This is a genomic window from Pseudomonas sp. Bc-h, assembly GCF_002080045.1.
In the GTDB taxonomy this organism is placed as follows: domain Bacteria; phylum Pseudomonadota; class Gammaproteobacteria; order Pseudomonadales; family Pseudomonadaceae; genus Aquipseudomonas.
The window spans coordinates 315,775-340,725 of the sequence record NZ_MUIN01000011.1 but is presented as its reverse complement, the minus strand read 5'-3'; the positions used below and the strand labels follow the sequence as shown (position 1 = coordinate 340,725).

Here is a 24,951-nt window from a genome sequence, read left to right as displayed (position 1 = left end):
ATGATGGCCGCCATCCAGACTTGTCGGGACCTTGTCACAGGTCATCCAGCGGGTTTTGCAGTGTTTTAGAATGGCGCGGGATTTTTACCGACACCGCGCGCGTAACGCTTCTGTAGCGGTCCGGCTCGCCGGCGGTGGCGAACTCGAAGGCGTTACCGCCGGCGAGCCGGACTGCTACAGGCCATCTTCAAGGAGAGTTTCATGACCCTTTCTTTCGCTGCCAAGGCGGCGATCCTGCTGCTGTTCGTGGGCAGCACGCTGTACGTGCATCTGCGCGGCAAGGCGCGGTTGCCGGTGTTGCGCCAGTTCGTGAACCACTCCGCACTGTTCGCCCCCTACAACGCCTTGATGTACCTGTTCTCCAGCGTGCCATCCAAGCCGTATCTGGACCGCAGCAAGTTCCCTGAACTCGACGTGCTCAAGGACAACTGGGAAACCATCCGCGACGAAGCGATGCACTTGTTCGACGAGGGCTATATTCGCGCCGCCGCCAAGGACAACGACGCCGGTTTCGGTTCGTTCTTCAAGAAGGGCTGGAAGCGTTTCTACCTCAAGTGGTACGACAAACCGTTGCCCTCGGCCGAGGCGCTATGCCCGAAAACCGTTGAGCTGGTCAGCCGTATTCCCAACGTGAAGGGCGCGATGTTCGCGCTGCTGCCGGGTGGCAGTCACCTGAACCCGCACCGCGATCCGTTCGCCGGCTCCCTGCGTTATCACCTGGGCCTGTCGACGCCGAACTCCGATGACTGCCGAATCTTCGTCGATGGCAAGGTCTACGCCTGGCGTGACGGTGAAGACGTGATGTTCGACGAGACCTACGTGCACTGGGTCAAGAACGAAACCGATGTCACGCGGGTGATTCTGTTCTGCGACATCGAACGCCCTCTGAGCAACCGTTTCATGAGATCGATCAACCGCAGCGTCAGTGCGTTTCTCGGTCGCGCCACCGCGCCGCAGAATACCGACGACGAGCGTGTCGGCGGGATCAACCAGGCTTATGCGTTCAGCAAGCGTTTCAGCAACGCGTTCAGCGGCAAGGTGAAGCAGTTCAAACGCGCCAATCCCAAGTCCTACCGCATCCTGCGTCCGGTGCTGGCGGTGATCGTCCTGACGCTGCTGGGTTACTGGCTGTTCGGCTGATAACTAAACGTTGCATCGCGCACCGCGCGCTGGTTATATTCAGCGCCGGTGCTTCGAAACATGTCGAAACACCCACCCCTCATTCCGAAGAAGATCAGCGCCATGCCTGCTTCCCACTCGCAACTCGTGTTCGATACCGCAGCGTCCGCTGTGGCTGAGCCGTGCGGGTGCCAGCAAGCGTTCTACATCACGCGCTATCCACCTCCTGCTCCTGTGACCGGCCCGGTTGCGTGCGTTGTTTCGCCGCCAGCCGTGGTTGTGCTGGGCTGATCGACTGCGCTGAAGCTGTCGATCCACGCCTGCAAACCCCAACAAAACATCAGTGAATCCGGTTCTTTGCCGGGTCCGATTTTGTCTGAATCACAGGTGACATCATGTTCGCTAACAAAGCGCTGGCCTCGCTGGCCACGACTACGCTGTTCGTCCTGCTCTGGAGTAGCGGGGCCATCGTTTCCAAGTGGGGCCTGACCCATGCTTCGCCGTTCGCGTTTTTGCTGTTCCGTTTCTTGCTGGCGTTGGTCGCGCTGGCCATTCTGATCCCGACCCTGGGCTACAAACTCCCTGCAACCGGGCAGTCGATGCGCTACGCGCTGGCAACAGGGGCGGTGTTGCTGGGCGCCTACCAGATCTGCTACCTGTTGGCGCTGGACATGAAAGTCGCGCCGGGCGTCATGGCCACCATCATGGGCGTGCAGCCGATCCTCACGGCAGTGCTGGTCGAGCGCAGTCGTTCAGGTTCGCGGATGTTCGGGCTCTGCCTGGGGCTGGCGGGGCTGGTTTTGGTGGTCTATCAGGGCATTGGCGACGGCGGCTCGCTGGCCGGCATGGCGTTCGGCGTGCTGGGCATGTTGAGCATGACCGGCGGCTCGATCATGCAGAAGCGCATCACCGACAACCCACTGGGCACGCTGCCGGTTCAGTATTTTGCCGGGGCTGTGGTCTGCGCGGTGTTCGTGCCATTCCAGCCATTCCACTTCGAACACAGTTTCGGATTCTACGTGCCGGTGTTGTACATGGGACTGGTGGTTTCGGTGCTGGCGACGTTCTTGCTGTATCGGCTGATCGCGCAGGGCAACCTGGTCAACGTCACCAGCCTGTTCTATCTGGTTCCGGCCGTGACCGCGATCATGGATTACCTGATCTTCGGCAACCGTCTGGCGCTGTTGAGCATGCTGGGAATGGTGCTGATTGTGGTGGGGCTGGTGTTCGTGTTTCGTAAGGTGAAGTAGCGGCACCTACCTTGCGCGAGCGCGCTGCTACGCTTGGCGGATCTTGCCTTCCCGAGCATCCGCCATGTCCACTCCTTGGCCCGCCGCTGAAATCGCCAGCCTGATCCTCGACGGTTTCGATGATTACCGCGATCATTTCCGGCGTATTGCCGACGGCGCTCAGGCCCGTTTCGAGCAGGCATTGTGGCAGGAGGCGCAAGCGGCGTCGGCGGCGCGTATCAGTCTGTATGAGGAGAAGGTCAGCGAGGTGACGGGCTGGCTGATCAAGGCTTTTGCCGGGGACGTTCTGCTGGATGCTTCCTGCTGGCCTCAGGTGAAAAGCGCCTACATCGAACTCATCGATCCGCGCCTGGACGATGAGCTGGCCGAGACCTGGTACAACTCGATCTTCTGCAGCCTGTTCAGCCATGACCTGATCAGCGATGGCTGCATGTTCATCCACACCACGCGGCCCTCGATGCGCCATCACGAACGCGCGGCGCAGACGCGGATCTATCAGCCTCATGGCGATCTTCCGGCGATGCTGGCGCAGGTGTTCAGCGATTACCGATTCAACATGGCTTACGCCGATTTACCGGGCGATCTCCTACGCATCGAAACCCTGTTACGCGAGTGCCTGCCAGACTGGGTGTGCAAGGACCCGGCATTGACTCTGGAGTTGTTTTCCTCGGTGCTGTATCGCAACAAGGGCGCTTATCTGGTGGGGCGCGTTCATACGCTCGACGAACAATGGCCGTTGGTGATCGCATTGCTGCATCGCGAGGGGCGGGGCGTGCAGATCGATACGCTGATTACCGACGAGGCCGAGGTCTCGATCATCTTTTCGTTCACGCGCTCGTATTTCATGGTCGATGTGCCGGTGCCGGCCGAGTTCGTTGGCTTTCTCAAGGGCATTCTGCCGGGCAAGCATATCGCCGAGCTGTACACCTCGATTGGCTTCTACAAGCACGGCAAATCCGAGTTTTACCGCGCGCTGATCAAGCACCTGGCCAATACCGACGACCGTTTCATCATGGCGCCGGGCGTGCGCGGCATGGTCATGAGCGTGTTCACGCTGCCGGGTTTCAACACCGTGTTCAAAGTCATCAAGGACCGTTTTTCGCCTTCCAAGAATGTCGACCGTGCCACCGTCATCGAGAAGTACCGGCTGGTGAAAAACGTCGACCGGGTGGGGCGCATGGCCGACACCCAGGAATTCGCCGACTTCCGCTTTCCCCTCGCCAAGTTCGAGCCGCAGTGTCTTGAGGAATTGTTGGAAGTGGCGCCGTCGACCGTTGTGCTGGAAGACGACGTGGTGTTGATTCGTCACTGCTGGACCGAGCGGCGCATGACCCCGCTGAATCTGTACCTGGAAAACGCCAGCGAAGCGCAGGTGCATGAAGCGCTGGAGGACTATGGGCTGGCGATCAAGCAACTGGCGGCGGCGAATATTTTTCCCGGCGACATGCTGCTGAAGAATTTCGGCGTCACTCGCCATGGGCGAGTGGTGTTCTACGACTATGACGAGATCTGCTTTCTGACCGAAGCCAACTTCCGGCGCATCCCCGAGCCGCGCACGCCAGAGGACGAGATGGCCTCCGAGCCCTGGTATTCGATTGGGCCGCTGGATGTGTTTCCCGAAGAGTTTCCGCCGTTTCTGTTTGCTGACTTGGGCCAACGACGACTGTTCAACAGCCTGCACGGCGAGCTGTACGACGCCGATTACTGGAAGGGTGTGCAGGAGGCGATCAGGGCCGGGAAGGTGATCGATGTGTTTCCGTATCGCAGGAAGAGTGGAGTCGAGTCGTCAAGCTGAACGGGATCTATGTGGGTCCTGTGTTCAGCCTGTGGGACCTCAACTCAAACTCACATGCCGACTCAACAACGCCCTCAACGCAGCAGGCTTCACCGGTTTGGCCAGATACTCGAGCCCTGCCGCATGCACCTGTGCCACCAGCTCCGGGCGGCCATCGGCGCTGATCAACACACCAGGCACCGGCTCGCCCAGTTGCGTGCGCAGCCAGGCCATCAGCTCGGTGCCGGTTTCGCCGTGGTCCAGGTGGTAGTCCACCAGCGCCAGATGCGGGCGAATGCCATCGTCGAGCAGGGCCTGGCATTCCTCGCGATTGCGCGCCGTCCAGACCTGACAACCCCAGCGGCTCAACAGACTGTTCATCCCGATCAAAATGCTGTCTTCGTTATCGATACACAGCACCTGCGTGCCATTGAGCGCGGCGCGTTTGGGCTCAACCGCCACAGGTTGTATCACCGCCTGAGTCCGAGCCAGTGGAACGGTGACACTGAACACGCTGCCCTTGCCTGGCCATGAGCGAACTTGCAGCGTATGGCCCAATACGCGACACAGACCATCGGCAATCGCCAGCCCCAGACCCAGGCCTTTTTCGGCGCGGGTCTGATGGCTGTCCAGGCGTTTGAACTCTTCGAAAATCACTTGGCGTTTGTCTTCCGGAATCCCCGGTCCGCGATCCCACACCTCAAGGCTCAATTGTCCGCCCTTGCGTCGGACGCCCAGCAGAATCGGGCCTTTGGCGTAACGGAAGGCGTTGGTCAGGAAGTTCTGTAACACTCGACGCAGCAGTTTCACGTCGCTGGCGATGCGCAAATGGCTGCCGCGTACACGAAAGCTCAGTCCCTGTTCCTGAGCCAGCGCCTTGAACTCGGCACCGAGCGTGTCGAACAGGTTGTTGAGCGGGAAGGGCGCGATGGTGGGCGCGAACTTGCCGTTTTCCAGACGAGAAATATCCAGCAGATCGCTGATCAGGTCTTCAGCCGAGCGCAGCGAACTGTCCAGATGCTGGATCAGCTTCTGCGCCTCATCGGGGATATTTTCATCCACATGCTGCAGCGCTGCGGAGAACAGTCGCGCCGCGTTCATGGGCTGCATCAGGTCATGACTGACAGCCGCCAGAAAACGGGTTTTCGACTGGTTCGCGGCTTCGGCGTGGGCCTTGGCTTCGGTCAGTGCGGTGTTCAGTTGGGAGAGTTCGCGGGTGCGTTCGGCGACCCGCTGTTCAAGGCTTTCATTGACGCCCTTGAGCGCCTGCTCGGCCTCGCGGAACGCGGTGATGTCGGTGAAACTCATGACGAATCCGCCGCCTGGCATCGGGTTGCCGATCAGCTCGATCACGCGCCCGTTGGGGAACAGCCGTTCGGACGTGTGCGCGCGGCCCTGGCGCATCCAGTGCAGGCGGCGGGCAACGTGGACCTCCGCTTCCCCGGGCCCTAACAGGCCTCGTTCGGCGTTGTAGCGAATGATGTCGGCAATCGGGCGACCCACGCTGATCAGGCCGTCCGGGTAATTGAACAGCTCCAGATAGCGGTCGTTCCAGGCCACCAGTCGCAACGACTGGTCCACCACGCTGATGCCTTGAGTGATGTTCTCAATCGCGCCTTGCAGCAGCGCGCGGTTGAATTGCAGCACTTCGGACGCCTCGTCGGCGATGCGCACCACGTCTTCGAGCTGCATATCGCGGCCCTCGATGGCGGCCTTGACCACGGCGCGGGTCGACGAGGTGCCGAGGACACCGGCCAGCAGCCGTTCGGTGTGGGCGATCCAGTCGCCGTTGGCGTTCTGGTTGGGGTTGAAGCCTTTGCCCTGACGGTAGGCGAAACGGATGAAGCTTTGTTGTGCACGTTCTTCGCCGACGAAACGCGCCGAGAGTTTGAGCAAGTCTTCGATCTGCACCGCCAGCAGCGAACGGCTGTTCGGCCGCGCTTGTAACTCCTGACCGATGAACCGCCCCGCCTGCCAGTGTTCGGAAACCCGTGTGCGCGACAGCACCGATACCCAGGCGAAGAGAATGAAATTGCCCGCCATCGACAGCACCACGCCCTGGGTCAACGGGCTAATGGGCAGGTTGAGCGGGTTGCCGTGCAGCCACGCCAGCAACGGGAAGCTGCTCAACGCCCAGCCCATGCTGTGGGCCGTGATGGGCAGGACGAGGGTGTAGAACCAGATGAACACGCCTGCCGCCAGACCGGCGAAAACGCCCCGGCGGTTGGCCTGTTTCCAGTACAGCGCACCGATCATGGCCGGTGTGAGTTGAGTGATGGCCGCAAAGGCAATCTGGCCGATGGTCGCCAGGCTCGCCGTTGAACCCAGCAATCGATAGCTGACGTAGGCCAACAGCAGGATCACCACGATGCTGACCCGGCGCACCGAGAGCATCCAGTAGCGGAAGACTTCAAACGGGCGCTCGGCGGTTTTCCGGCGTAGCAGCCACGGCAGCAGCATGTCGTTGGAGACCATCGTCGACAACGCGACGCTGGCGACGATCACCATGCCAGTCGCCGCCGAAGCACCGCCAATGAATGCCAGCATCGCCAACGCGGGGTGCGCGTGGGCCAGGGGAACGCTGATCACGAACGAGTCGGGCAATACCGAACTGGGCAGCAACATCTGCCCCGCCAGTGCAATCGGCACCACGAACAGCCCGGCCAGCAACAGATACGCCGGGAACACCCATTTGGCCAGCCGTAGATCCTGCGGCTCGATGTTCTCCACCACCGTCACGTGAAACTGTCGCGGCAGGCAGACGATCGCCATCATCGCGACGCCGGTCTGCACCACCATCGACGGCCAGTTGACCGTCTCCTTCCAGTACTCTTCCAGACGCGGCGCGAGCATCGCCTGATTGAACAGGTCGTCGACCCCGTCATACAGGCCAAAGGTCACGAACACGCCAACGGCCATGAACGCGAACAGCTTGACCAGCGATTCGAAGGCGATGGCCAGGACCATGCCGCGGTGGTGCTCTGTGGCGTCGAGGTTGCGAGTACCGAAGACGATGGTGAACAGCGCCAGCACCAGCGACACGATCAGCGCGGTGTCCTGTGCGCGGGTGCCCGCGGCGTCGGCGCCGGCCCCGATGAGGATGTTCACTCCCAGCACGATGCCCTTGAGTTGCAAGGCGATGTAGGGCAGCACGCCGATCAGGCAGATGAGCGCCACCACGACGGCCAGCGTCTGTGATTTGCCGTAGCGCGCGGCAATGAAGTCGGCGATGGAAGTGATGTTTTCCTGCTTGCTGATCAGCACCATTTTCTGCAACACCCAGGGCGCCAGCACCATCATCACGATAGGCCCCAGATAGATCGGCAGAAACGACCACAACTGCTCGGCGGCCTGACCCACCGCGCCGAAGAATGTCCAGCTGGTGCAGTAGACCGCCAGTGACAGGCTATAGACCCAGGCGCGCAGTCTGGGCGGCAGGGCACCGCTGCGACGATCGCCGTAGAAGGCGATGGCGAACATGATGGCCATATAGGCCAGGGCAACGGCGGCGATCAGTCCGCTGGACAGCGACATGGGAACTCCAGATTCAAGCAGGTCACGATTTCGACTGCGATCCTTCGCAGGTCAGACAGTCTCGCACGCCCGCTGACGTTCGTCTGTTTCGACCAAGGTCTGAGCGGCGGGGTGTCGCAGAAGTGAGCAGGAGCGGCTGGCATGCGATTGCTGTCACGCCGCAGTTGACGGTGGGAGGGAGCTTCCTCCCACGGGTAAGTTATGCGCCGGTCTATATCTGCTAAATCTATGAGGTATAGAGAAAATACCCGCTTAACAGATATCAGTGTCGGCCGTAACATGGGTACCACCTCACACGAGGACAGGAGCGAATCATGACTTACGCCACTTTCACGCCACGCAGACCTTTCAGCCAACTCAGTCATCCTCGGGAAGTCATCCGTCAGTTCACGCCCAACTGGTTCGCCGCGACCATGGGTACCGGGATTCTTTCTGCCGTTCTGACTCAGCTTCCGGTTCACATCCCGGGCATGTTCCAGCTCGCCGAAGCCTTGTGGATGCTGAACATCGTGATGTTCCTGACCTTCAGTTTTCTCTACACCGCGCGTTGGGTGCTGTTCTTCGACGAGGCGCGGCGGGTGTTCGGCCATTCCACGGTGTCGATGTTCTTTGGCACCATTCCCATGGGTATGGCGACGATCATCAATGGCTTCCTGACCTTTGGCCTGTCGCGTTGGGGCGATGCGGCGCTGCACCTGGCAGAGGTTTTGTGGTGGCTGGATGTGGCGATGTCGCTGGCGTGCGGAGTGCTGATCCCGTTCATGATGTTCACCCGCCAGGAGCACAGCATCGATCAGATGACAGCGGTCTGGCTGTTGCCCGTGGTAGCCGCTGAAGTGGCAGCGGCGAGCGGAGGCTTGCTGGCGCCGCATCTGGGAGACAGCCACAGCCAGTTCAGCGTGTTGATCACCAGCTACGTGCTGTGGGCGCTGTCGGTGCCAGTGGCGTTCAGCATGCTGACGATCCTCTTGCTGCGCATGGCCCTGCACAAACTGCCTCACGCCAGCATGGCCTCGTCCAGCTGGCTGGCACTGGGCCCGATCAGCACTGGCGCATTCGGGCTGATGGTGCTGGGCGCCGACGCCCCTGCGATCTTCGCCGCCAACGGGTTGAGTGGCGTCGGGGAAATCGCCTCAGGGCTGGGGCTTATCGCCGGGATCATTCTGTGGGGCGTCGGCGTGTGGTGGCTGCTGATGGCAGTGCTGATCACCGTGCGTTACCTGCGCAACGGCCTGCCGTTCAATCTGGGGTGGTGGGGTTTCACCTTCCCGCTCGGCGTGTTTGCCCTGACCACGCTCAAGCTTGGCGCCGTGTTGAATCTGGGCTTCTTTTCGATCCTCGGCAGTGTGTTGGTGGCGGGGCTGGCGCTGTTGTGGCTGGTGATCATGCGCCGCACCTTGATTGGCGCCTATAAAGGAGAGCTGTTCGTTTCGCCGTGTATTGCGGGATTGAAAGGCTGATTCATATCAAGTTTCCACGTAGCAGCACGGCTTGCCGGCGGTAGCGATTGGAAGGACGCCACCGCGGACTTCCAATCCAAAAGCCGATCCCGGCGCCACTCAGGATCACGTTCGATGAGTCAGTCGCAGTTCAATCTGTTGGGCAAACGGCGTTTCCTGCCGTTTTTCGTGACGCAGTCCCTCGGGGCTTTCAACGACAACATTTTCAAGCAATCGCTGATCCTCGCCATTCTCTACAAGCTGACCATCGACGGCGACCGCTCGATCTACGTCAACCTGTGCGCATTGCTGTTCATCCTGCCGTTCTTTCTGTTCTCGGCGCTGGCCGGGCAATTTGGCGAGAAGTACCCCAAGGACAAACTGATCCGCATGATCAAGATGCTGGAGATCGGCATCATGGTGGTCGGCGCTGCGGGGTTTCTGTTCAATCACCTTGAGCTGATGCTCGCTGCGCTGTTCGCCATGGGCACGCACTCGGCGCTGTTCGGCCCGGTGAAATACTCGATCCTGCCCCAGCACCTGCACGAAAACGAACTGGTGGGTGGCAATGGTCTGGTGGAAATGGGCACCTTTCTGGCGATCCTCGCCGGCACCATCGGCGCCGGGATCATGATGTCCGCCACGCACTACGCGCCTATCGTGTCCACAGCGATGGTACTGGTGGCGTGCCTGGGCTATCTGGCCAGTCGCGGCATCCCCCCGGCAGCGGCGGCGTCGCCGGAAATGCGCCTGAACTGGAACATTTTCAGCGAATCCTGGGCCACGCTGAAACTGGGCCTTGGGCAGACCAAAGCGGTTTCGCGCTCTATCGTTGGCAACTCCTGGTTCTGGTTCGTCGGCGCAATCTATCTGACGCAGATTCCGGCCTACGCCAAGGAATTTCTCTACGGCGATGAAACCGTCGTCACCCTGATTCTTACCGTGTTCTCCATCGGCATCGCTGCGGGCTCCATGCTCTGCGAGCGCTTGTCCGGACGTAAGGTCGAGATTGGCCTGGTGCCCTTCGGCTCGATGGGCCTGACCGTGTTCGGCCTGTTGCTGTGGTGGCATTCCGGGGACTTCCCGCAGAACGTGCAGGCCAACAACTGGCTGGCGATTCTCGGCTACGGCCAGGCCTGGTGGGTGCTGCTGGACATCCTCGGCATCGGAGTTTTCGGCGGCTTCTATATCGTGCCGCTGTACGCGCTGATCCAGTCGCGCACGCCGGAGAAGGAACGCTCGCGGGTCATCGCCTCGAACAACATCCTCAACGCGTTGTTCATGGTGGTCTCGGCGATTGTTTCGATCATCTTCCTGAGCGTGGTGAAGCTGTCGATTCCCCAGCTGTTTCTGGTGGTGTCGCTGATGAACATCGCGGTCAACACCTACATCTTCAAGATCGTCCCGGAGTTCACCATGCGTTTCATGATCTGGCTGCTCAGCCATTCCATGTACCGCGTGGAGCATCGCGACCTTGAGCACATTCCGGATGAGGGCGCAGCGCTGCTGGTGTGCAACCACGTGTCGTTCGTCGATGCGCTGCTGATCGCAGGTCCCGTGCGCAGGCCGATTCGCTTCGTCATGTACTACAAGATCTTCAACCTGCCGGTGCTCAATTTCATTTTCCGCACTGCAGGCGCGATTCCGATTGCCGGGCGCAACGAGGATTTGCAGACCTACGATCAGGCGTTCAAGCGCATTGCCGAGTACCTGAATGAAGGCGAACTGGTGTGCATCTTCCCCGAGGGCAAGTTGACCACAACCGGCGAGATCGACGAGTTCAAGGGCGGCATGACCCGGGTGCTGGAACAGACCGACGTACCGGTGATTCCGCTGGCATTGCAGGGCTTGTGGGGAAGTTTCTTCAGCCGCGATCCCGATAAGGGCGTGTTTCGCAGGCTGTGGTCGCGAGTGACCCTGGTGGCAGGGCCTGCGATTGCGGGGGGTGAGTCGCAACCGGCGTTGGTGCGCGAGAGGGTGGCCGAGTTGCGTGGTGGGGTGCGCTAAACGGCCCGTACGCAATTATCGAGGGCACCGTAATAGCTGTGGGAGACGCCGGGATCACGACGGTAGGGGCTGCGATCGGACGATGGCGTCCGACCTCCCACATCGAGGGTGTCTGACTCACCGCATTCGCTGCCGTCGTGACCTCCGGCGTCTCCCACGAGTACTCAGTCGTTCATGCGAATGAGTGCTTCAAGCCGAAAGCGAGATAACTCAACCCACCACAGGCTTGTCTTCCGTCACCACCGCATCCGGCTCCATCTTCCTGAAATACGTCGACAGCAACGCTCCCGAGATGTTGTGCCAGACGCTGAACAGTGCGCTTGGCACCGCCGCCAGTGGCGAATTTAGGCCAGTCTTTTGCGTCTCATCGGTATATGCCCTACAGACACTTCTTGCGTCGTATGTAGGGTGTTTCCGAATTTTCCTCGCGACGTCGTTTAGCCTTCGTATGTCATTTCCAGGTCTATAGAATCGTCAGCTCGTTTCCTGAGTTGGGTGACTGTTCAATGATTGTCCCACTTGCTCCTGAAGGGGTTTCGCTGCTTGTTAATATGGGGCTTGCTCGGCAGAAAAAATGGAGCGCGTCAATCGCTGATGAAGTGAGTCTGTGGTTGTGGTTTTATAACAGGGTTCGAAACGGAGGCCCGTGGGATTATAAACAGAAGGGTAAACAGTTCGAGAAATTTGGGAATTTTCACTACGGAGCAGTGGGTGCTGCGGCGGGGTTTTCAGAGTTTGTCCTACATAGAGCCGCGGGAGCTGCCCAGTTCAGGGCCCAAACGACCAAGGCTAATACTACACTCATCGACTGGTTCTTTTATTCGTATGGGGATGATGAGACTGATCAGGAGATGATAGCGCAGGGTATCAAGTATGCAAAATCGCGCCCCTGGTAACATCGCATTTAGATGTATGATTCTCATCTGCCTTGCGCAGACTTTCTGGATTCTCATCCACTATAAGTTTACAGCCGAATTGTCCGAGATTATCCAACGCTATCCTGTCGGTGATAGAGGAACGCTGTATGTAGTTCTAAGTAATTCTGGCGGAGCGACAGTCCCATTCACTTATCATTATTTCATTCATCGGAGTATAGGTGATAACGATTCGGCACTCGAATCACTCAGGGAAGAGGGAAGGGCTTTTCTGATTACTCGAGATCATGATGCGAAAACAACGGTCGTTAACCAGAGAGTGGAAGTAGTGGTTAGAGAAAAGATACTGGATTTTAGTAGTCCGGCGTTTTTCAGAGTCGACGGTGATTATGTGGCTGTCGACGTCTGGTTAGATGCGCAGATCGACTCCAATAACGACGACTAGCCTTCACTGTCGGCAGCGTAGGGCAGGGTGCTGCTGTTAATCACAAACATAGGGACAACGTTTGAAAACTTGCCCCTATCGCAATCCGGCACCTTAATGTACGCCGGGCTCACCCTCGGCATCCGGTTCCATCTTCCGGAAATACGTCGACAGCAACGCTCCCGAGATGTTGTGCCAGACGCTGAACAGCGCGCTCGGTACGGCCGCCAGTGGCGAGAAGTGGGCGCTGGCCAGGGCGGCGCCGAGGCCGGAGTTCTGCATGCCGACTTCCAGCGACAGCGACTTGCGCTGGGCCAGTGGCAGTTTGAACAGTTTGCCGGTGAAGTAACCCAGCAGGAAACCGAAGCTGTTGTGCAGGATCACCACGGCCATGATCAGCAGGCCCGATTCGGCGATCTTCGCTTGGCTGGCCGCGACCACGGCGCAGACGATCATCACGATGCTGACCACCGAAATCAGCGGCAGTACGTCAACCGCGAACTGCACCTTGGCGCCGAGCAGGCGTTGCGCAACGACACCTAGCACGATCGGCAGCATCACCAGTTGCAGGATCGACCAGAACATTTCCATGAAGGACACCGGCAGCCACGCGGAAGCCAGCAGCCAGATCAACGCCGGGGTCAGCAGCGGGGCGAGCAGGGTGGTGACAGCGGCGATGGCCACCGACAACGCCAGGTCGCCTTTGGCCAGCCACGTCATGACGTTGGACGAGGTGCCGCTCGGGCAGCAACCGACCAGGATCACGCCGACAGCGATTTCCGGCGGCAAATGAAACGCCTGGCATAGCAACCAGGCCACGCCCGGCATGATCACGAAATGCGCGACCACGCCCAGAGCCACACGCCACGGATGGCGCACGACTTCGGAAAAGTCTTCGAGTTTGAGGGTCAGGCCCATGCCGAACATGACCAGGCCCAGCAGCGGCACGATCAAAGTCTTCAGGCTGATGAACCAGCTCGGGAACAGGAACGCCAGTACGGCGAACAGCAGCACCCAGTACGCAAAGGTATTACCGACAAAACGACTCAATGCAGCCAGGGCACGCATGGCTTGCTCCTTTTATTGTGTGTGCGCAGAAATGGAGTATTTGTAATGGTTGGGGTGTGCGATGCCCCGTCGAACATCGCAACTGCCGACACCTGGTCCTGTAGCAGTCCGGCCGGACTGCTAAAGGAGCATGTTGCGAGACAACCCGCGGCTGGAATCAGATCCCCTGCGGAATCTCTTCACCACCCAGCGCTTCGAACAGCTCGGGCAGGAATTCGCCGAAGGTCAACATCATCAGGGTGAAGCTGGCGTCCTGTTGGCCCAGTGCGTCGTCCCCACCGTCCTGTTCGGCCTGGTCCTGCAGCAGGTCTTCGAACTTCAAACGCTTGACGCCCAGTTTGTCGTCCAGCACGAAGGACAGTTTGTCCTGCCAGGCCAGCGACAGTTGAGTCACGACTTTACCGGTGCTCAGGTGCAGCTGGATTTCATCGCTGGTCAGATCCTGACGCTTGCACTTAACGATGCCGCCGTCTTCGTGGGTATCGCGCAGTTCGCATTCGTCGAGGACGAAGAAGTTGTCGGCGGTCTGGCCGGTCTTGACCCATTCGGTCATGACGGCGGTCGGTGCGGTTTTCACGGTGACCGGACGTACCGGCAGCGAGCCGACCACCTCACGCAGGGTCGACAGCAGGTCTTCGGCGCGTTTCGGGCTTGAGGCGTTGACCAGAATGACGCCCTGTTTAGGGGCGATGGCAGCGAAGGTCATCGAGCGACGGATGAAGGCGCGCGGCAGGAACGCCTGGATGATTTCATCCTTGAGCTGATCACGTTCCTTCTTATAGACCTTGCGCATCTGCTCGGTCTCGATCTCTTCGACTTTCTCTTTCAATGCATCGTTGACCACGCTGCCCGGCAGGATACGTTCTTCCTTGCGCGCGGAAATCAGCATGAAGTCGCCGCTGACATGCACCAGCGGTGCGTCTTCGCCCTTGCCGAACGGGGCGATGAAACCGTAAGTGGTCAACTCCTGGCTGGCACAAGCGCGTGCAGGCTTGGTCGCCAATGCGGTTTCCAGCGCCTCGGCATCAAATGGCAGGTCCTGGGTCAGGCGATAGACAAGCAGGTTTTTGAACCACATGGGGTACGTCTCTCCTTTATACAAAGGGGGGCATTATTCGCTGCCGCGACCCTGCGGCCAACCCTGACGTAAGCCTTTGGTGGGAATATAAAAAATATTTGAAAAAGTGCTTGCCAGAGGTTGGGTCGCTCCGTAGAATGCGCGCCACACCGAAGCGAAGGGTGATTAGCTCAGCTGGGAGAGCGTCTGCCTTACAAGCAGAATGTCGGCGGTTCGATCCCGTCATCACCCACCATTCGTTTCAAGTGTTACGCGCAGCGGTAGTTCAGTCGGTTAGAATACCGGCCTGTCACGCCGGGGGTCGCGGGTTCGAGTCCCGTCCGCTGCGCCATATTGAGTTACGAGGCCCTTGAACTCCTCGTAACGACAAAGAGAGCGACCTTAGGGTCGCTTTTTTTGTGCCTGCGATTTGGTCAAATGTCTGAATGTTGGCTGCAAAGGCCAGCAAAGCCGGCCTCCACAGTGTCCGGTCAGGCTTATCAGCCAACGGTGATCGGTGGCAGCTCCGCAAGACTCACGGTCTGCTCTTTACGCGGAGCAAGAATCTCGGCCTCGCCATCCACCACCAGTTCGTCGTTCTGGTTGAACACGCGGGTAGCGATGCGTACGCGGAATTTCGGCAGCTTTTCCAGGATCTCCAGACGTACGGTCAGGGTGTCGCCGATTTTCACTGGCTTCTGGAAGGTCATCTGCTGGCCAAGATAGATGGTGCCCGGCCCAGGCAGCTCGCAAGCCACGGCGGCGCTGATCAGCGCGCCACTGAACATGCCGTGCGCAATACGATCCTTGAACATGCTTTTGGCCGCGAATTCGGCATCCAGGTGTACCGGGTTGCGGTCGCCGGACATTTCGGCGAACAGCTGGATGTGGCGTTCTTCCACGGTCTTGCTGTAGCTGGCTGTCTGGCCGACTTCAAGGGCTTCGTATGGCGTGTTGGTGACTTGGGTCATGTTGCGGTCCTGTGACATGAAAATGAAAAGTGAATAAAGAGCTGAAATCCCCGCCGGTTACTCGCTGCGACGGGGCCTTGGCTCAGCCAGCGCCTGATCGAGCCAGGCGAGTAAATCACGAGTGACTTCCTCGCGGTTGGTTTCGTTGAGGATTTCATGCCGCGCCTGGGGGTAGATCTTCAGGCTGACAGCGTGATGATCGGTACCGGTCAGGGCGTCGGCCAGATCCTTGAGACGTTTGCCTTCGCTCACCGGATCACATTCGCCGCCCATGATCAGGATCGGCAGGCTTTTATCGATCTGCGCCAGGTTGGAAGCCTTGCTGATCTGTTGCAGCCCGCCAAGCATGTCGAGCCAGAACTGATTGGTACAACGAAAACCACAGAGCGGATCACTCACGTACGCGTCGACCTCTTGAGGATCGCGGCTAAGCCAGTCGAACGGTGTGCGTACGGGCTTGAATTTATTGTTGAACGAGCCGAAAGACAGAAAGTCGATCAGCGCGCTGCGCCCGGTTGGCCCTTGGCGCCAGCGCTCCAGGCGCGCCACCACCGCCGCCGTTCGGTAGAGCGACACCGGCTGGAAGTTCGAGCCGCTGAGCACTGCGCCCTGCACGCTGGCACTGTGATGCAGCAAGTACGCCTGAGCGATGTAGCTGCCCATGCTGTGCCCCAGAAGAAACACCGGAGCGCCCGGATGACGCTGACCGATCGATGCGCTGAGCGCCGCCAGATCCCCCACCACCTTGTTCCAGCCGTCCTTGTCGGCATAGTGGCCGAGCACCCCGTGAGCGGCGGTTCGGCCATGGCCTCGCTGGTCATGGGCATACAAGGCAAATCCTTCTTCAGCCAGCGCCGCGCCCAGCCGGTCATAACGCCCGCTGTGTTCGGCCATGCCATGGGACAGCATCACCACGGCCTTGGGTGCGGTCGTCGGCACCCAGGCATTCACGTACAGGCGATGGTGGTCACTGGTGTCCAGCCAAAAAGCATCGTGTTTCATGGCATTTCCCTGGCCTTGTAAAGAATTGTCTTGAAATAGCGCTCCGACGGTCGCCTGATTGCAGTGTATAGCGCTTGTTTGATGGCAGCCCGATCACCCGCAAGATTCACGTCATTGATGACGATTTGCCTTCCTGGTGGCAGCTGCTAACGTCCGGCAAGCACCTGCTTCATCGCGGGGCCAGCACTCTCAGGTAAGAGGATAAAAAGAACATGCAACCTGATTTCTGGAACGACAAACGCCCGGCAGGCGTCCTCTCTGAGGTGGATCTGCACGCTTACAAATCAGTGGTGGAGGTGTTCGAGCGCAGTTGCAGGAAATACGCGGACCGTCCGGCCTACAGCAACATGGGCGTGACCCTGAGTTACGCCGAACTCGAACGGCAATCGGCGGCCTTCGCCGGGTATCTGCAACAACAGACCGAACTCAAGCCCGGCGACCGCATCGCCGTGCAGATGCCCAACCTCATCCAGTACCCTATCGCCGTGTTCGGTGCCATGCGCGCCGGGCTGATCGTGGTCAACACCAATCCGCTTTATACCGCCCGCGAGATGCGTCATCAGTTCAAGGACTCCGGCGCCCGCGCTCTGGTTTACCTGAACGTGTTCGGCAAGAACGTCCAGGAAGTCCTGCCCGATACTGACATCCAGTACCTCATCGAGGTGAAGATGGGTGACATGCAGTCGGCGGCCAAGGGCTGGCTGATCAATACGGTGGTGGATAAGGTCAAGAAGATGGTCCCGCAGTACGACCTGCCTCAGGCCGTCTCCTTCAAGAGCGTGCTCAAGCTGGGCCGTGGCGATCATCTGCAGCGTGTGCAACTGGACCTGGATGACATCGCGGTTCTGCAATACACCGGCGGCACCACCGGATCGCCAAAAGGCGCGATGCTGACCCACGGCAATCTGGTGGCGAACATGCAGCAGGTCTACGCCTGCATGTTGCAGCACGGCCCGGACGGTTTGCCGATCTTCAAGCAGGGCAGCGAGATCATGGTCGCGCCGTTGCCGATGTATCACATCTATGCGTTCACCTGTAATTGCATGTGCATGATGGTCAGTGGCAATCACAACCTGCTGATCACCAATCCGCGGGACATCGGTGGCTTCATCAAGGAACTGAAAAAGTGGAAGTTCTCGGCCATGCTTGGCCTGAACACGCTGTTCGTCGCGCTGATGGATCATCCTGAATTCAAGAGCGTGGATTTCTCCAGCTTGCGCCTGACCAATTCCGGTGGCACTGCGTTGGTCAAGTCCACCGCCGAGCGCTGGCTGCAGCTCACCGGTTGTCCGATCGTCGAGGGTTACGGCCTGACCGAAACCTCGCCGGTCGCCACGGCCAACCCCTATGGCAATCAGTCGAAGCTGGGCACGGTCGGCATGCCGGTGCCGGGGACCACAGCCAAGGTAATCGACGACGAAGGTGTCGAGCTGCCAGTGGGTGAGCGCGGCGAGCTGTGTCTGAAAGGGCCGCAGATCATGCTCGGTTACTGGCATCGCCCTGACGCCACCGCCGAAGTGCTCGACAGCGAAGGCTGGCTCAAGACGGGCGACGTGGCAGTCATCGATCCGGACGGTTTCATCCGCATCGTCGACCGTAAGAAAGATCTGATCATCGTCTCGGGTTTCAACGTTTATCCCAACGAAATCGAAGACGTGGTTTCACGTCACCCGAAGGTCGCCAACTGTGCAGTGATCGGTGTGCCGGACGAGCGTTCGGGGGAGGCGGTGAAGCTGTTCGTGGTGCCCAGGGATGCGAGTCTCACCTGCGAAGAACTCAAGGCCTACTGCAAGGAGAATTTCACGGGCTACAAAATCCCCAAACACATCGTACTGCGTGAGTCATTGCCAATGACCCCTGTGGGCAAGATCCTCAGGCGAGAGCTTCGCGACATCGCATAAAGCGGCTATAAACAGAAACGGCGTGTTGGCAAACACGCCGTTTTTCTTTGCGCTTTCTCGACATTTAGGTTCATTGCTCTAAACGTGACGTTTAAGCATTCAAGAGTCATTTTTGTGACTGCATGGGCCGCTATTGGCTCTAGTCGACCTTTGACAAAGCTGCTACGCTCGGCCCGCTTTTTGTCCTGTCGATACGCAGAAAGCGGTTGCTACAAACATTCCAAACACAAGAAATCATCGCATCGAGCGGTGTGTAGAAACGCTGTCGCTGAGGAGTCGGCTTCCATGATCGAAAACTTCTGGAAGGATAAATATCCGTCTGGCATCGCTGCCGATATCGATCCGGATGAGTATCCGAACGTTCAGGCGGTATTGAAACAGTCCTGCGAGCGTTTCGCCAACAAACCTGCGTTCAGCAATCTGGGCAAGACACTCACTTATGGTGAGATGTACGAGTTGTCCGGTGCTTTCGCCGCTTATCTGCAGCACCACACCGACCTGCAGCCCGGCGATCGAATCGCCGTGCAATTGCCTAACGTGCTGCAATACCCGATCGCCGTGTTCGGTGCCATTCGCGCCGGTCTGATCGTGGTCAACACCAACCCGCTGTACACCGCGCGGGAGATGGAACACCAATTCAACGACTCCGGTGCCAAGGCGCTGGTGTGCCTGGCTAACATGGCGCACTTGGCCGAGAAAGTCGTGCCCAAGACCGGCGTCAAGCACGTCATTGTCACCGAAGTCGCCGACCTGCTGCCGCCGCTCAAGCGTCTGCTGGTCAACAGCGTCATCAAGTACGTGAAGAAAATGGTCCCGCCGTTCCACCTGCCCAAGGCCGTCAAGTTCAATGACGTGCTGGCGCAAGGCCGCGGTAAACCGGTCAATGATGCCTCGCCAAAGGGCAGCGATGTCGCCGTGTTGCAATACACCGGCGGCACCACGGGCGTTGCCAAGGGGGCGATGCTGACCCACCGCAACCTGATCGCCAACATGCTGCAGTGCAAGGCGCTGATGGGCTCCAACCTCAACGAAGGCTGCGAGATCCTGATCACGCCGCTGCCGCTGTATCACATCTACGCGTTCACCTTTCACTGCATGTCGATGATGCTGATCGGCAACCACAACATCCTGATCAGCAACCCACGTGACCTGTCGGCGATGGTCAAGGAGTTGTCGAAGTGGAAGTTCAGTGGCTTCGTCGGCCTGAACACGTTGTTCGTGGCGCTGTGCAACAACGCCGACTTCCGTAACCTGGATTTCTCATCGCTGAAAGTCACCCTGTCCGGCGGCATGGCGCTGCAACAGGCGGCCGCCGAGCGCTGGAAGGATGTGACCGGCTGTTCCATCTGTGAAGGCTACGGCATGACGGAAACCAGCCCGGTGGCCACGGTCAACCCGATCCAGAAGATTCAGATGGGCACCATCGGCATTCCGGTGCCGTCCACGTTGTGCAAGACCATCAACGATGCCGGCGACGAGTTGCCGCTGGGCGAAGTGGGTGAGCTGTGCGTCAAGGGCCCGCAAGTGATGAAAGGCTACTGGCAGCGTCAGGAAGCCACCGATGAGATGCTCGACGCCGAGGGCTGGTTGAAGACCGGGGACATCGCGGTGATTCAGCCGGACGGCTATATGCGTATCGTCGACCGCAAGAAGGACATGATTCTGGTGTCGGGCTTCAACGTGTACCCGAACGAGCTGGAAGACGTGCTGGCAACTTTGCCGGGCGTATTGCAGTGCGCGGCCATCGGCGTACCGGACGAGAAATCGGGCGAGGCGATCAAGATCTTCGTGGTCGCGAAACCGGGCGTGACCCTGACCAAAGAGCAGGTCATGGAGCACATGCGCGCCAACGTCACGGCTTACAAGGTGCCGCGCAGCGTTGAATTCCGCGACGCGCTGCCGACCACCAACGTCGGCAAGATCCTGCGCCGTGAGTTGCGTGACGAAGAGCTCAAGAAGCTGGCGCTGAAGAAACCGGCGTAAGTCACCCGCATGACCAACAAACCCCGCCCGCGTGCGGGGTTTGTTGTTTTGACGCTCCACTGATCCTGATGATCGTTCCTAGGCTGCGCGTGGGAATGCAGCTTGTGACGCTCTGCGTCGACGTCTGGTGACGCGCAGCGTCACGCAATGCATTACCACGCTGAGCGTGGGAACGATGAGTGGAGAGGTGCACCGCCTCAGACATGCATGACCCCCACCAAATCTGCGACAATCCGCGCCCTGAATTCAGATAGAAAAGACTTCGCGCCCTGATGACCGACGAATCGACCTCCATCGACCAACTGTACAAGAACCTCGACCACGCGATGATCAGTGATCGGCATCGCCTGCGTCGTCAGTTGCACGATCTGCGCAAGAAGCCCGACGAGGCGAAGCTGGCGCAGTGGGTCGAGCGTGTCCAGGCGTCGTTCGCGCAGGTGACCAGCCGCAGGCAAAGCGTGCCGACCATCCGCTACGACGAGAACCTGCCCATCGCCGCCAAGCGCGACGAAATCAAGGACGCGCTGCTCAAGCATCAGGTGTTGATCATCGCCGGCGAAACCGGCTCGGGCAAAACCACCCAGCTGCCGAAGATCTGTCTGGAAATCGGTCGCGGCCAGCACGGCCTGATCGGCCACACCCAGCCGCGTCGAATCGCTGCACGTAGCGTCGCCAGCCGCGTCGCCGAAGAAATCGGCACGCCGCTGGGTGCGTTGGTCGGCTATCAAGTGCGCTTCGAGGATCAGAGCGACAGCAACACCCTGATCAAGCTGATGACCGACGGCATCCTGCTGGCCGAAACCCAGCACGACCGTTTTCTCGAACGCTACGACACGATCATCGTCGACGAAGCCCATGAACGCAGCCTGAACATCGACTTCCTGCTCGGTTACTTGAAAACCCTGCTGCCACGCCGTCCGGATCTGAAAGTCATCATCACCTCGGCGACCATCGATCTGGAGCGCTTCTCCGAGCACTTCGACAAGGCGCCGATCATTGAAGTCTCCGGTCGCACCTACCCGGTGGACACCTGGTATCGCCCGCTGACCTCTGAGCAGGACGAAGAGGGCAACAGTGTCGAGGATGACTTGACCGTCGATCAGGCGATTCTCGCCACCCTCGATGAACTGGCCGCTTTCGAACGCAGCGAACGCAAATCGCCGGGCGATGTGCTGGTGTTCTTACCGGGCGAGCGCGAGATTCGCGACGCCGCTGAAATGTTGCGCAAGGCCCAGCTCAAGCACACCGAAATCCTGCCGCTGTACGCGCGCCTGTCGCCTGCCGAACAGCAGCGGATTTTCCAGTCGCATCCCGGCCGTCGCGTGGTGCTGGCGACCAACGTCGCCGAGACCTCGCTGACCGTTCCGGGCATTCGCTACGTGATCGACACCGGCACCGCGCGCATCAGCCGCTACAGCTATCGCGCCAAGGTTCAGCGCCTGCCCATCGAAGCGGTTTCCCAGGCCAGCGCCAATCAGCGAAAAGGTCGTTGCGGTCGCGTCGAGCCGGGCCTGTGCGTGCGGCTGTACAGCGAAGAGGACTTTCTCTCGCGCCCTGAATTCACCGACCCGGAGATCCTGCGCACCAACCTTGCGGCGGTGATCCTGCAGATGCTGCATTTGCGTCTGGGGCAGATCACCGATTTCCCGTTCATCGAGCCGCCGGATGGCAAGGCGATCAGCGACGGTTTCAACCTGTTGCAGGAGCTGTCGGCGGTCAACCGCGAGAACCAGCTGACCCCGTTGGGTCGCCAACTGGCGCGCCTGCCCGTGGACCCGCGCATGGGCCGCATGCTGCTGGAAGCCGCGAAGCAGGGAAGCTTGCAGGAGGTGCTGATCGTCGCCAGCGCCATGTCGATTCAGGACCCGCGCGAGCGTCCGCCGGAACGTCAGCAGGCCGCCGACCAGGCCCACGCCCAGTGGAAGGATCAGGACTCGGACTTCGCCGGGCTGGTCAATTTATGGCGTGGTTTCGAGGAGCAACGCCAGGCCCTGACGGCGAGCCCGCTGCGCAATTGGTGTCGCCGCAACTTCCTCAACTACCTGCGGCTGCGCGAATGGCGCGACTCCCATCGCCAGCTGAGCCTGATCTGCCGTGACCTGCAATTGACGGTCAATAAAGAGCCTGCCGACTTCCCGAAATTCCACAAGGCGGTGCTATCCGGTCTGCTGAGCCAGATCGGCCAGAAAACCGAAGAAGGCGATTACCTCGGTGCGCGCCAGCGGCGTTTCTGGGTGCATCCGTCTTCGGGCCTGGGCCGCAAACGCCCGCAATGGATCATGGCCGCCGAACTGGTCGAGACCACCAAGCTCTACGCGCGCATGGTCGCCAAGATCGAGCCCGACTGGATCGAGCCGCTCGCCGGGCATCTGGTCAAGAAGAACCATTTCGAACCGCACTGGGAGAAGAAGCGTGGCCAGGTCGTGGCGTTCGAGCAGATCACTCTGTTTGGCCTGATCGTGGTCGGTCGTCGTCCTGTGCATTTCGGGCCGATCGATCCTGTTGTCTCTCGCGAATTCTTCATCCGAGAAGGCCTGGTGCGCGGCGAAATCCAGTCCCGGGCCAAGTGCCTGAGCGCCAACACCAGGTTGCTTGAACAGCTCGACGAACTGGAAGCCAAGGCCCGTCGTCGCGATATCCTCGCTGACGAAGAAACCCTGTTCCGTTTCTACGACGAACGCTTGCCGGCCGAGATTCACCAGACCGCGACGTTCGACGCGTGGTACCGGATGGAGAGCCAGAAGAATCCGCAACTGCTGATCATGCGTGAGGAAGACGTGCTCGCTCGTGAAGCCAGCGAGGTGACGGCCAATCAGTACCCGGACACGTTGCGCCTGGGCGATCTGACCCTGCCGCTGACCTATCACTTCGAGCCCAATCACCCGCGCGACGGCGTGACCCTGCGCGTGCCTGCGCCGTTGCTGCTGTCGCTGCCGGCTGAGCGTCTGGAGTGGCTGGTCCCGGGGCTGCTGGAAACCAAATGCGTGGCGCTGGTGCGCAACCTGCCCAAGGCCCTGCGCAAGAACTTCGTGCCGGTGCCGGACTTCGTCAAGGCTGCCTTGCAGCGCATGGTATTTGCCGAAGGTTCGCTGCCGCAGGCATTGGGGCGCGAGCTACTACGCATGACCGGGGCGCGGGTCTCTGACGAAGCCTGGGCGGACGCCGCGCAGCAGGTGGAAAACCATCTGAAGATGAATCTGGAAGTGGTCGACGCCAACGGCAAGTTCCTGGGCGAAGGTCGCGATCTGGATGAACTGACCGCGCGTTTCGCCGAAGCCGGGCAGGCAGCGCTGGCCGTGCCGCAATCGGCGAAGAGCCAGCAGCCCGTGGAAGCCAAGGGCTTTGCTGCGGTGGCGGAAAAGACTCAACAGAAGATCGCCGGTCTGTCGATGACGGTATATCCGGCGTTGGTGGAAGAGGGCGGTACGGTCAAGGAAGGACGCTTCTCGACCCAGACCGAGGCCGAGTATCAGCATCGCCGCGCCTTGCAGCGTCTGCTGCTGCAACAACTGGCCGAGCCTGCGAAGTTCCTGCGCGGCAAATTGCCGGGGCAGACCGAGCTGGCGTTGTTGTACCGCGACATGGGCCGGGTCGATGCGCTGATCGAAGACATTCTGCTGGCGAGCCTGGACACCTGCATTCTCGAAGGCGAAGCGACGTTGCCGCGGGATGGCGCAGGACTGATGTCGTTGGCCGAACGCAAGCGCGGCAGCCTGACCGAGCATGCCGAGCGCCTGGCGAAACTGACCCTGGAAATTCTCAAGCTGTGGCACGGCTTGCAGAAGCGCTTCAAAGGCAAGATCGATCTGGCTCAGGCAGTGGCGCTGAACGACATCAAGGCGCAGTTGGGCAAACTGGTGTATCCGGGCTTTGTGCGGGAAACGCCTGCGCAGTGGCTCAAGGAGTTACCGCGTTATCTGAAAGCCATCGAACTGCGTCTGGAAAAGCTCGGCAGTCAGGTGCAGAAGGACCGGGTCTGGAGCATCGAGCTGAGCAACCTTTGGGCGCAATATCAGACCCGCGCCGACAAACACGCTCAGGAAGGCAAGCGCGACGGCGAACTGGTGACGTATCGCTGGTGGCTCGAAGAGTACCGCGTGTCGCTGTTCGGCCAACAGTTGGGGACCAAAGTGCCGATTTCCGACAAGCGCCTGAGCAAGCAGTGGAGTCAGGTGGAGGGCTGAATTGCCAGCCTCTCGGTTCATGAGTTCACCGCTGGTCGTCGTATCGACGCTAAACCTTGTGGGAGGGAGCTTGCTCGCGAACGCGGTGTGACAGACACCCCTTTATGTGTGAACTGATGCTTTCGCGAGCAAGCTCCCTCCCACAGGATTGGCGTTCGACTTGATAGAAATGTTGTCAGCCCATCAGGCATTCCAGCAGCCCGATAGCGCCAAATCCCGGCCGTTATGGCAAACTTCGCGGCTAAAACCTCAACGCTTGTTCAGGGGCCCTTCCCGGATACGGGAAACTTTATCGTTGCATTGGTACTGTCGTTCCAGAAAACAGTCAGCACCGTGCTTACGCAGGTCTTTTACCTGCTGCCG

At 59.7% G+C, this 24,951-nt stretch carries 15 protein-coding genes, 2 tRNA genes and 1 pseudogene; 12 read left to right on the top strand and 6 right to left on the bottom strand.

Translation table 11 applies throughout. The features are described from left to right. The first annotated feature begins 201 nt into the window (after positions 1-201). The 4 genes from BWR59_RS21905 (at position 202) to aceK (ending at position 4,164) form a co-directional block, all read left to right on the top strand. A complete protein-coding gene (locus BWR59_RS21905; RefSeq protein WP_081567720.1) occupies positions 202-1,140 on the top strand; it encodes an aspartyl/asparaginyl beta-hydroxylase domain-containing protein in 939 nt (312 codons plus the stop codon). A 60-nt stretch (positions 1,141-1,200) separates the two neighbouring features. Further along, a complete protein-coding gene (locus tag BWR59_RS32100; protein ID WP_143490904.1) occupies positions 1,201-1,410 on the top strand; it encodes a hypothetical protein in 210 nt (69 codons plus the stop codon). A gap of 104 nt (positions 1,411-1,514) precedes the next feature. After that, positions 1,515-2,369, top strand: a complete 855-nt coding sequence (locus BWR59_RS21900; protein ID WP_081567719.1) for a DMT family transporter — start codon at positions 1,515-1,517, stop codon at positions 2,367-2,369. 64 nt (positions 2,370-2,433) lie between these two features. Next, positions 2,434-4,164, top strand: coding sequence for a bifunctional isocitrate dehydrogenase kinase/phosphatase (aceK, locus tag BWR59_RS21895; protein ID WP_081567718.1), 1,731 nt, complete (start codon positions 2,434-2,436; stop codon positions 4,162-4,164). A 39-nt stretch (positions 4,165-4,203) separates the two neighbouring features. On the opposite strand, the gene BWR59_RS21890 is transcribed toward aceK, so the two are convergent. After that, positions 4,204-7,677, bottom strand: a complete 3,474-nt coding sequence (locus BWR59_RS21890; RefSeq protein ID WP_081567717.1) for a hybrid sensor histidine kinase/response regulator — start codon at positions 7,675-7,677, stop codon at positions 4,204-4,206. A 314-nt stretch (positions 7,678-7,991) separates the two neighbouring features. Between BWR59_RS21890 and BWR59_RS21885 the strand changes: the two genes are divergently transcribed. Both BWR59_RS21885 and BWR59_RS21880 read left to right on the top strand, forming a co-directional pair. Next, positions 7,992-9,137, top strand: coding sequence for a TDT family transporter (locus tag BWR59_RS21885; RefSeq protein ID WP_081567716.1), 1,146 nt, complete (start codon positions 7,992-7,994; stop codon positions 9,135-9,137). Positions 9,138-9,251: 114 nt separating this feature from the next. Next, positions 9,252-11,123: an MFS transporter gene (locus BWR59_RS21880; RefSeq protein WP_081567715.1), complete on the top strand. Its 1,872-nt coding sequence runs from the start codon at positions 9,252-9,254 to the stop codon at positions 11,121-11,123. Between the two features lie 210 nt (positions 11,124-11,333). Here BWR59_RS21880 and BWR59_RS32095 read toward each other — a convergent pair. Then, positions 11,334-11,465: pseudogene (locus tag BWR59_RS32095) on the bottom strand (bile acid:sodium symporter family protein); the annotation flags it as partial. A gap of 164 nt (positions 11,466-11,629) precedes the next feature. Here BWR59_RS32095 and BWR59_RS21875 point away from each other — a divergent pair. Next, positions 11,630-12,019 carry a polymorphic toxin type 44 domain-containing protein gene (locus tag BWR59_RS21875; RefSeq protein WP_143490903.1) on the top strand — a complete coding sequence of 130 codons (390 nt, stop codon included), beginning with the start codon at positions 11,630-11,632 and terminating at the stop codon, positions 12,017-12,019. Positions 12,020-12,536: 517 nt separating this feature from the next. Here the strand turns inward: BWR59_RS21875 and BWR59_RS21865 are convergent. Together BWR59_RS21865 and rdgC are read right to left on the bottom strand one after the other, a co-directional pair. Next, positions 12,537-13,490 (bottom strand): bile acid:sodium symporter family protein, encoded by a 954-nt coding sequence (locus tag BWR59_RS21865; RefSeq protein ID WP_081567713.1) that lies wholly within the window; start codon positions 13,488-13,490, stop codon positions 12,537-12,539. A 157-nt stretch (positions 13,491-13,647) separates the two neighbouring features. Further along, positions 13,648-14,568 carry a recombination-associated protein RdgC gene (gene rdgC, locus BWR59_RS21860; RefSeq protein WP_081567712.1) on the bottom strand — a complete coding sequence of 307 codons (921 nt, stop codon included), beginning with the start codon at positions 14,566-14,568 and terminating at the stop codon, positions 13,648-13,650. A 159-nt stretch (positions 14,569-14,727) separates the two neighbouring features. Between rdgC and BWR59_RS21855 the strand changes: the two genes are divergently transcribed. Next, positions 14,728-14,803: transfer RNA gene (locus BWR59_RS21855), tRNA-Val, on the top strand. A gap of 19 nt (positions 14,804-14,822) precedes the next feature. Continuing rightward, positions 14,823-14,899 (top strand) — tRNA-Asp (locus BWR59_RS21850). A gap of 148 nt (positions 14,900-15,047) precedes the next feature. Here the strand turns inward: BWR59_RS21850 and BWR59_RS21845 are convergent. Together BWR59_RS21845 and BWR59_RS21840 are read right to left on the bottom strand one after the other, a co-directional pair. Continuing rightward, entirely contained in the window at positions 15,048-15,518 is a 471-nt protein-coding gene (locus BWR59_RS21845) for a MaoC family dehydratase (protein ID WP_081567711.1), read from the bottom strand. A gap of 57 nt (positions 15,519-15,575) precedes the next feature. Further along, positions 15,576-16,520 carry an alpha/beta hydrolase gene (locus BWR59_RS21840; protein ID WP_081567710.1) on the bottom strand — a complete coding sequence of 315 codons (945 nt, stop codon included), beginning with the start codon at positions 16,518-16,520 and terminating at the stop codon, positions 15,576-15,578. A 212-nt stretch (positions 16,521-16,732) separates the two neighbouring features. On the opposite strand from BWR59_RS21840, the gene fadD2 reads away from it, so the two are divergent. The 3 genes from fadD2 to hrpA all read left to right on the top strand — a co-directional run bounded on the left by fadD2 (position 16,733) and on the right by hrpA (position 24,588). After that, on the top strand, positions 16,733-18,421 hold the full coding sequence (gene fadD2, locus BWR59_RS21835) for a long-chain-fatty-acid--CoA ligase FadD2 (protein ID WP_081567709.1): 1,689 nt from the start codon (positions 16,733-16,735) through the stop codon (positions 18,419-18,421). A gap of 285 nt (positions 18,422-18,706) precedes the next feature. After that, the gene (gene fadD1 / locus BWR59_RS21830) at positions 18,707-20,404 is read left to right on the top strand and encodes a long-chain-fatty-acid--CoA ligase FadD1 (protein WP_081567708.1); all 1,698 of its coding nucleotides are present in this window, start codon (positions 18,707-18,709) and stop codon (positions 20,402-20,404) included. A gap of 272 nt (positions 20,405-20,676) precedes the next feature. Continuing rightward, on the top strand, positions 20,677-24,588 hold the full coding sequence (gene hrpA, locus BWR59_RS21825; protein WP_081567707.1) for an ATP-dependent RNA helicase HrpA: 3,912 nt from the start codon (positions 20,677-20,679) through the stop codon (positions 24,586-24,588). Positions 24,589-24,951: the final 363 nt, after the last annotated feature.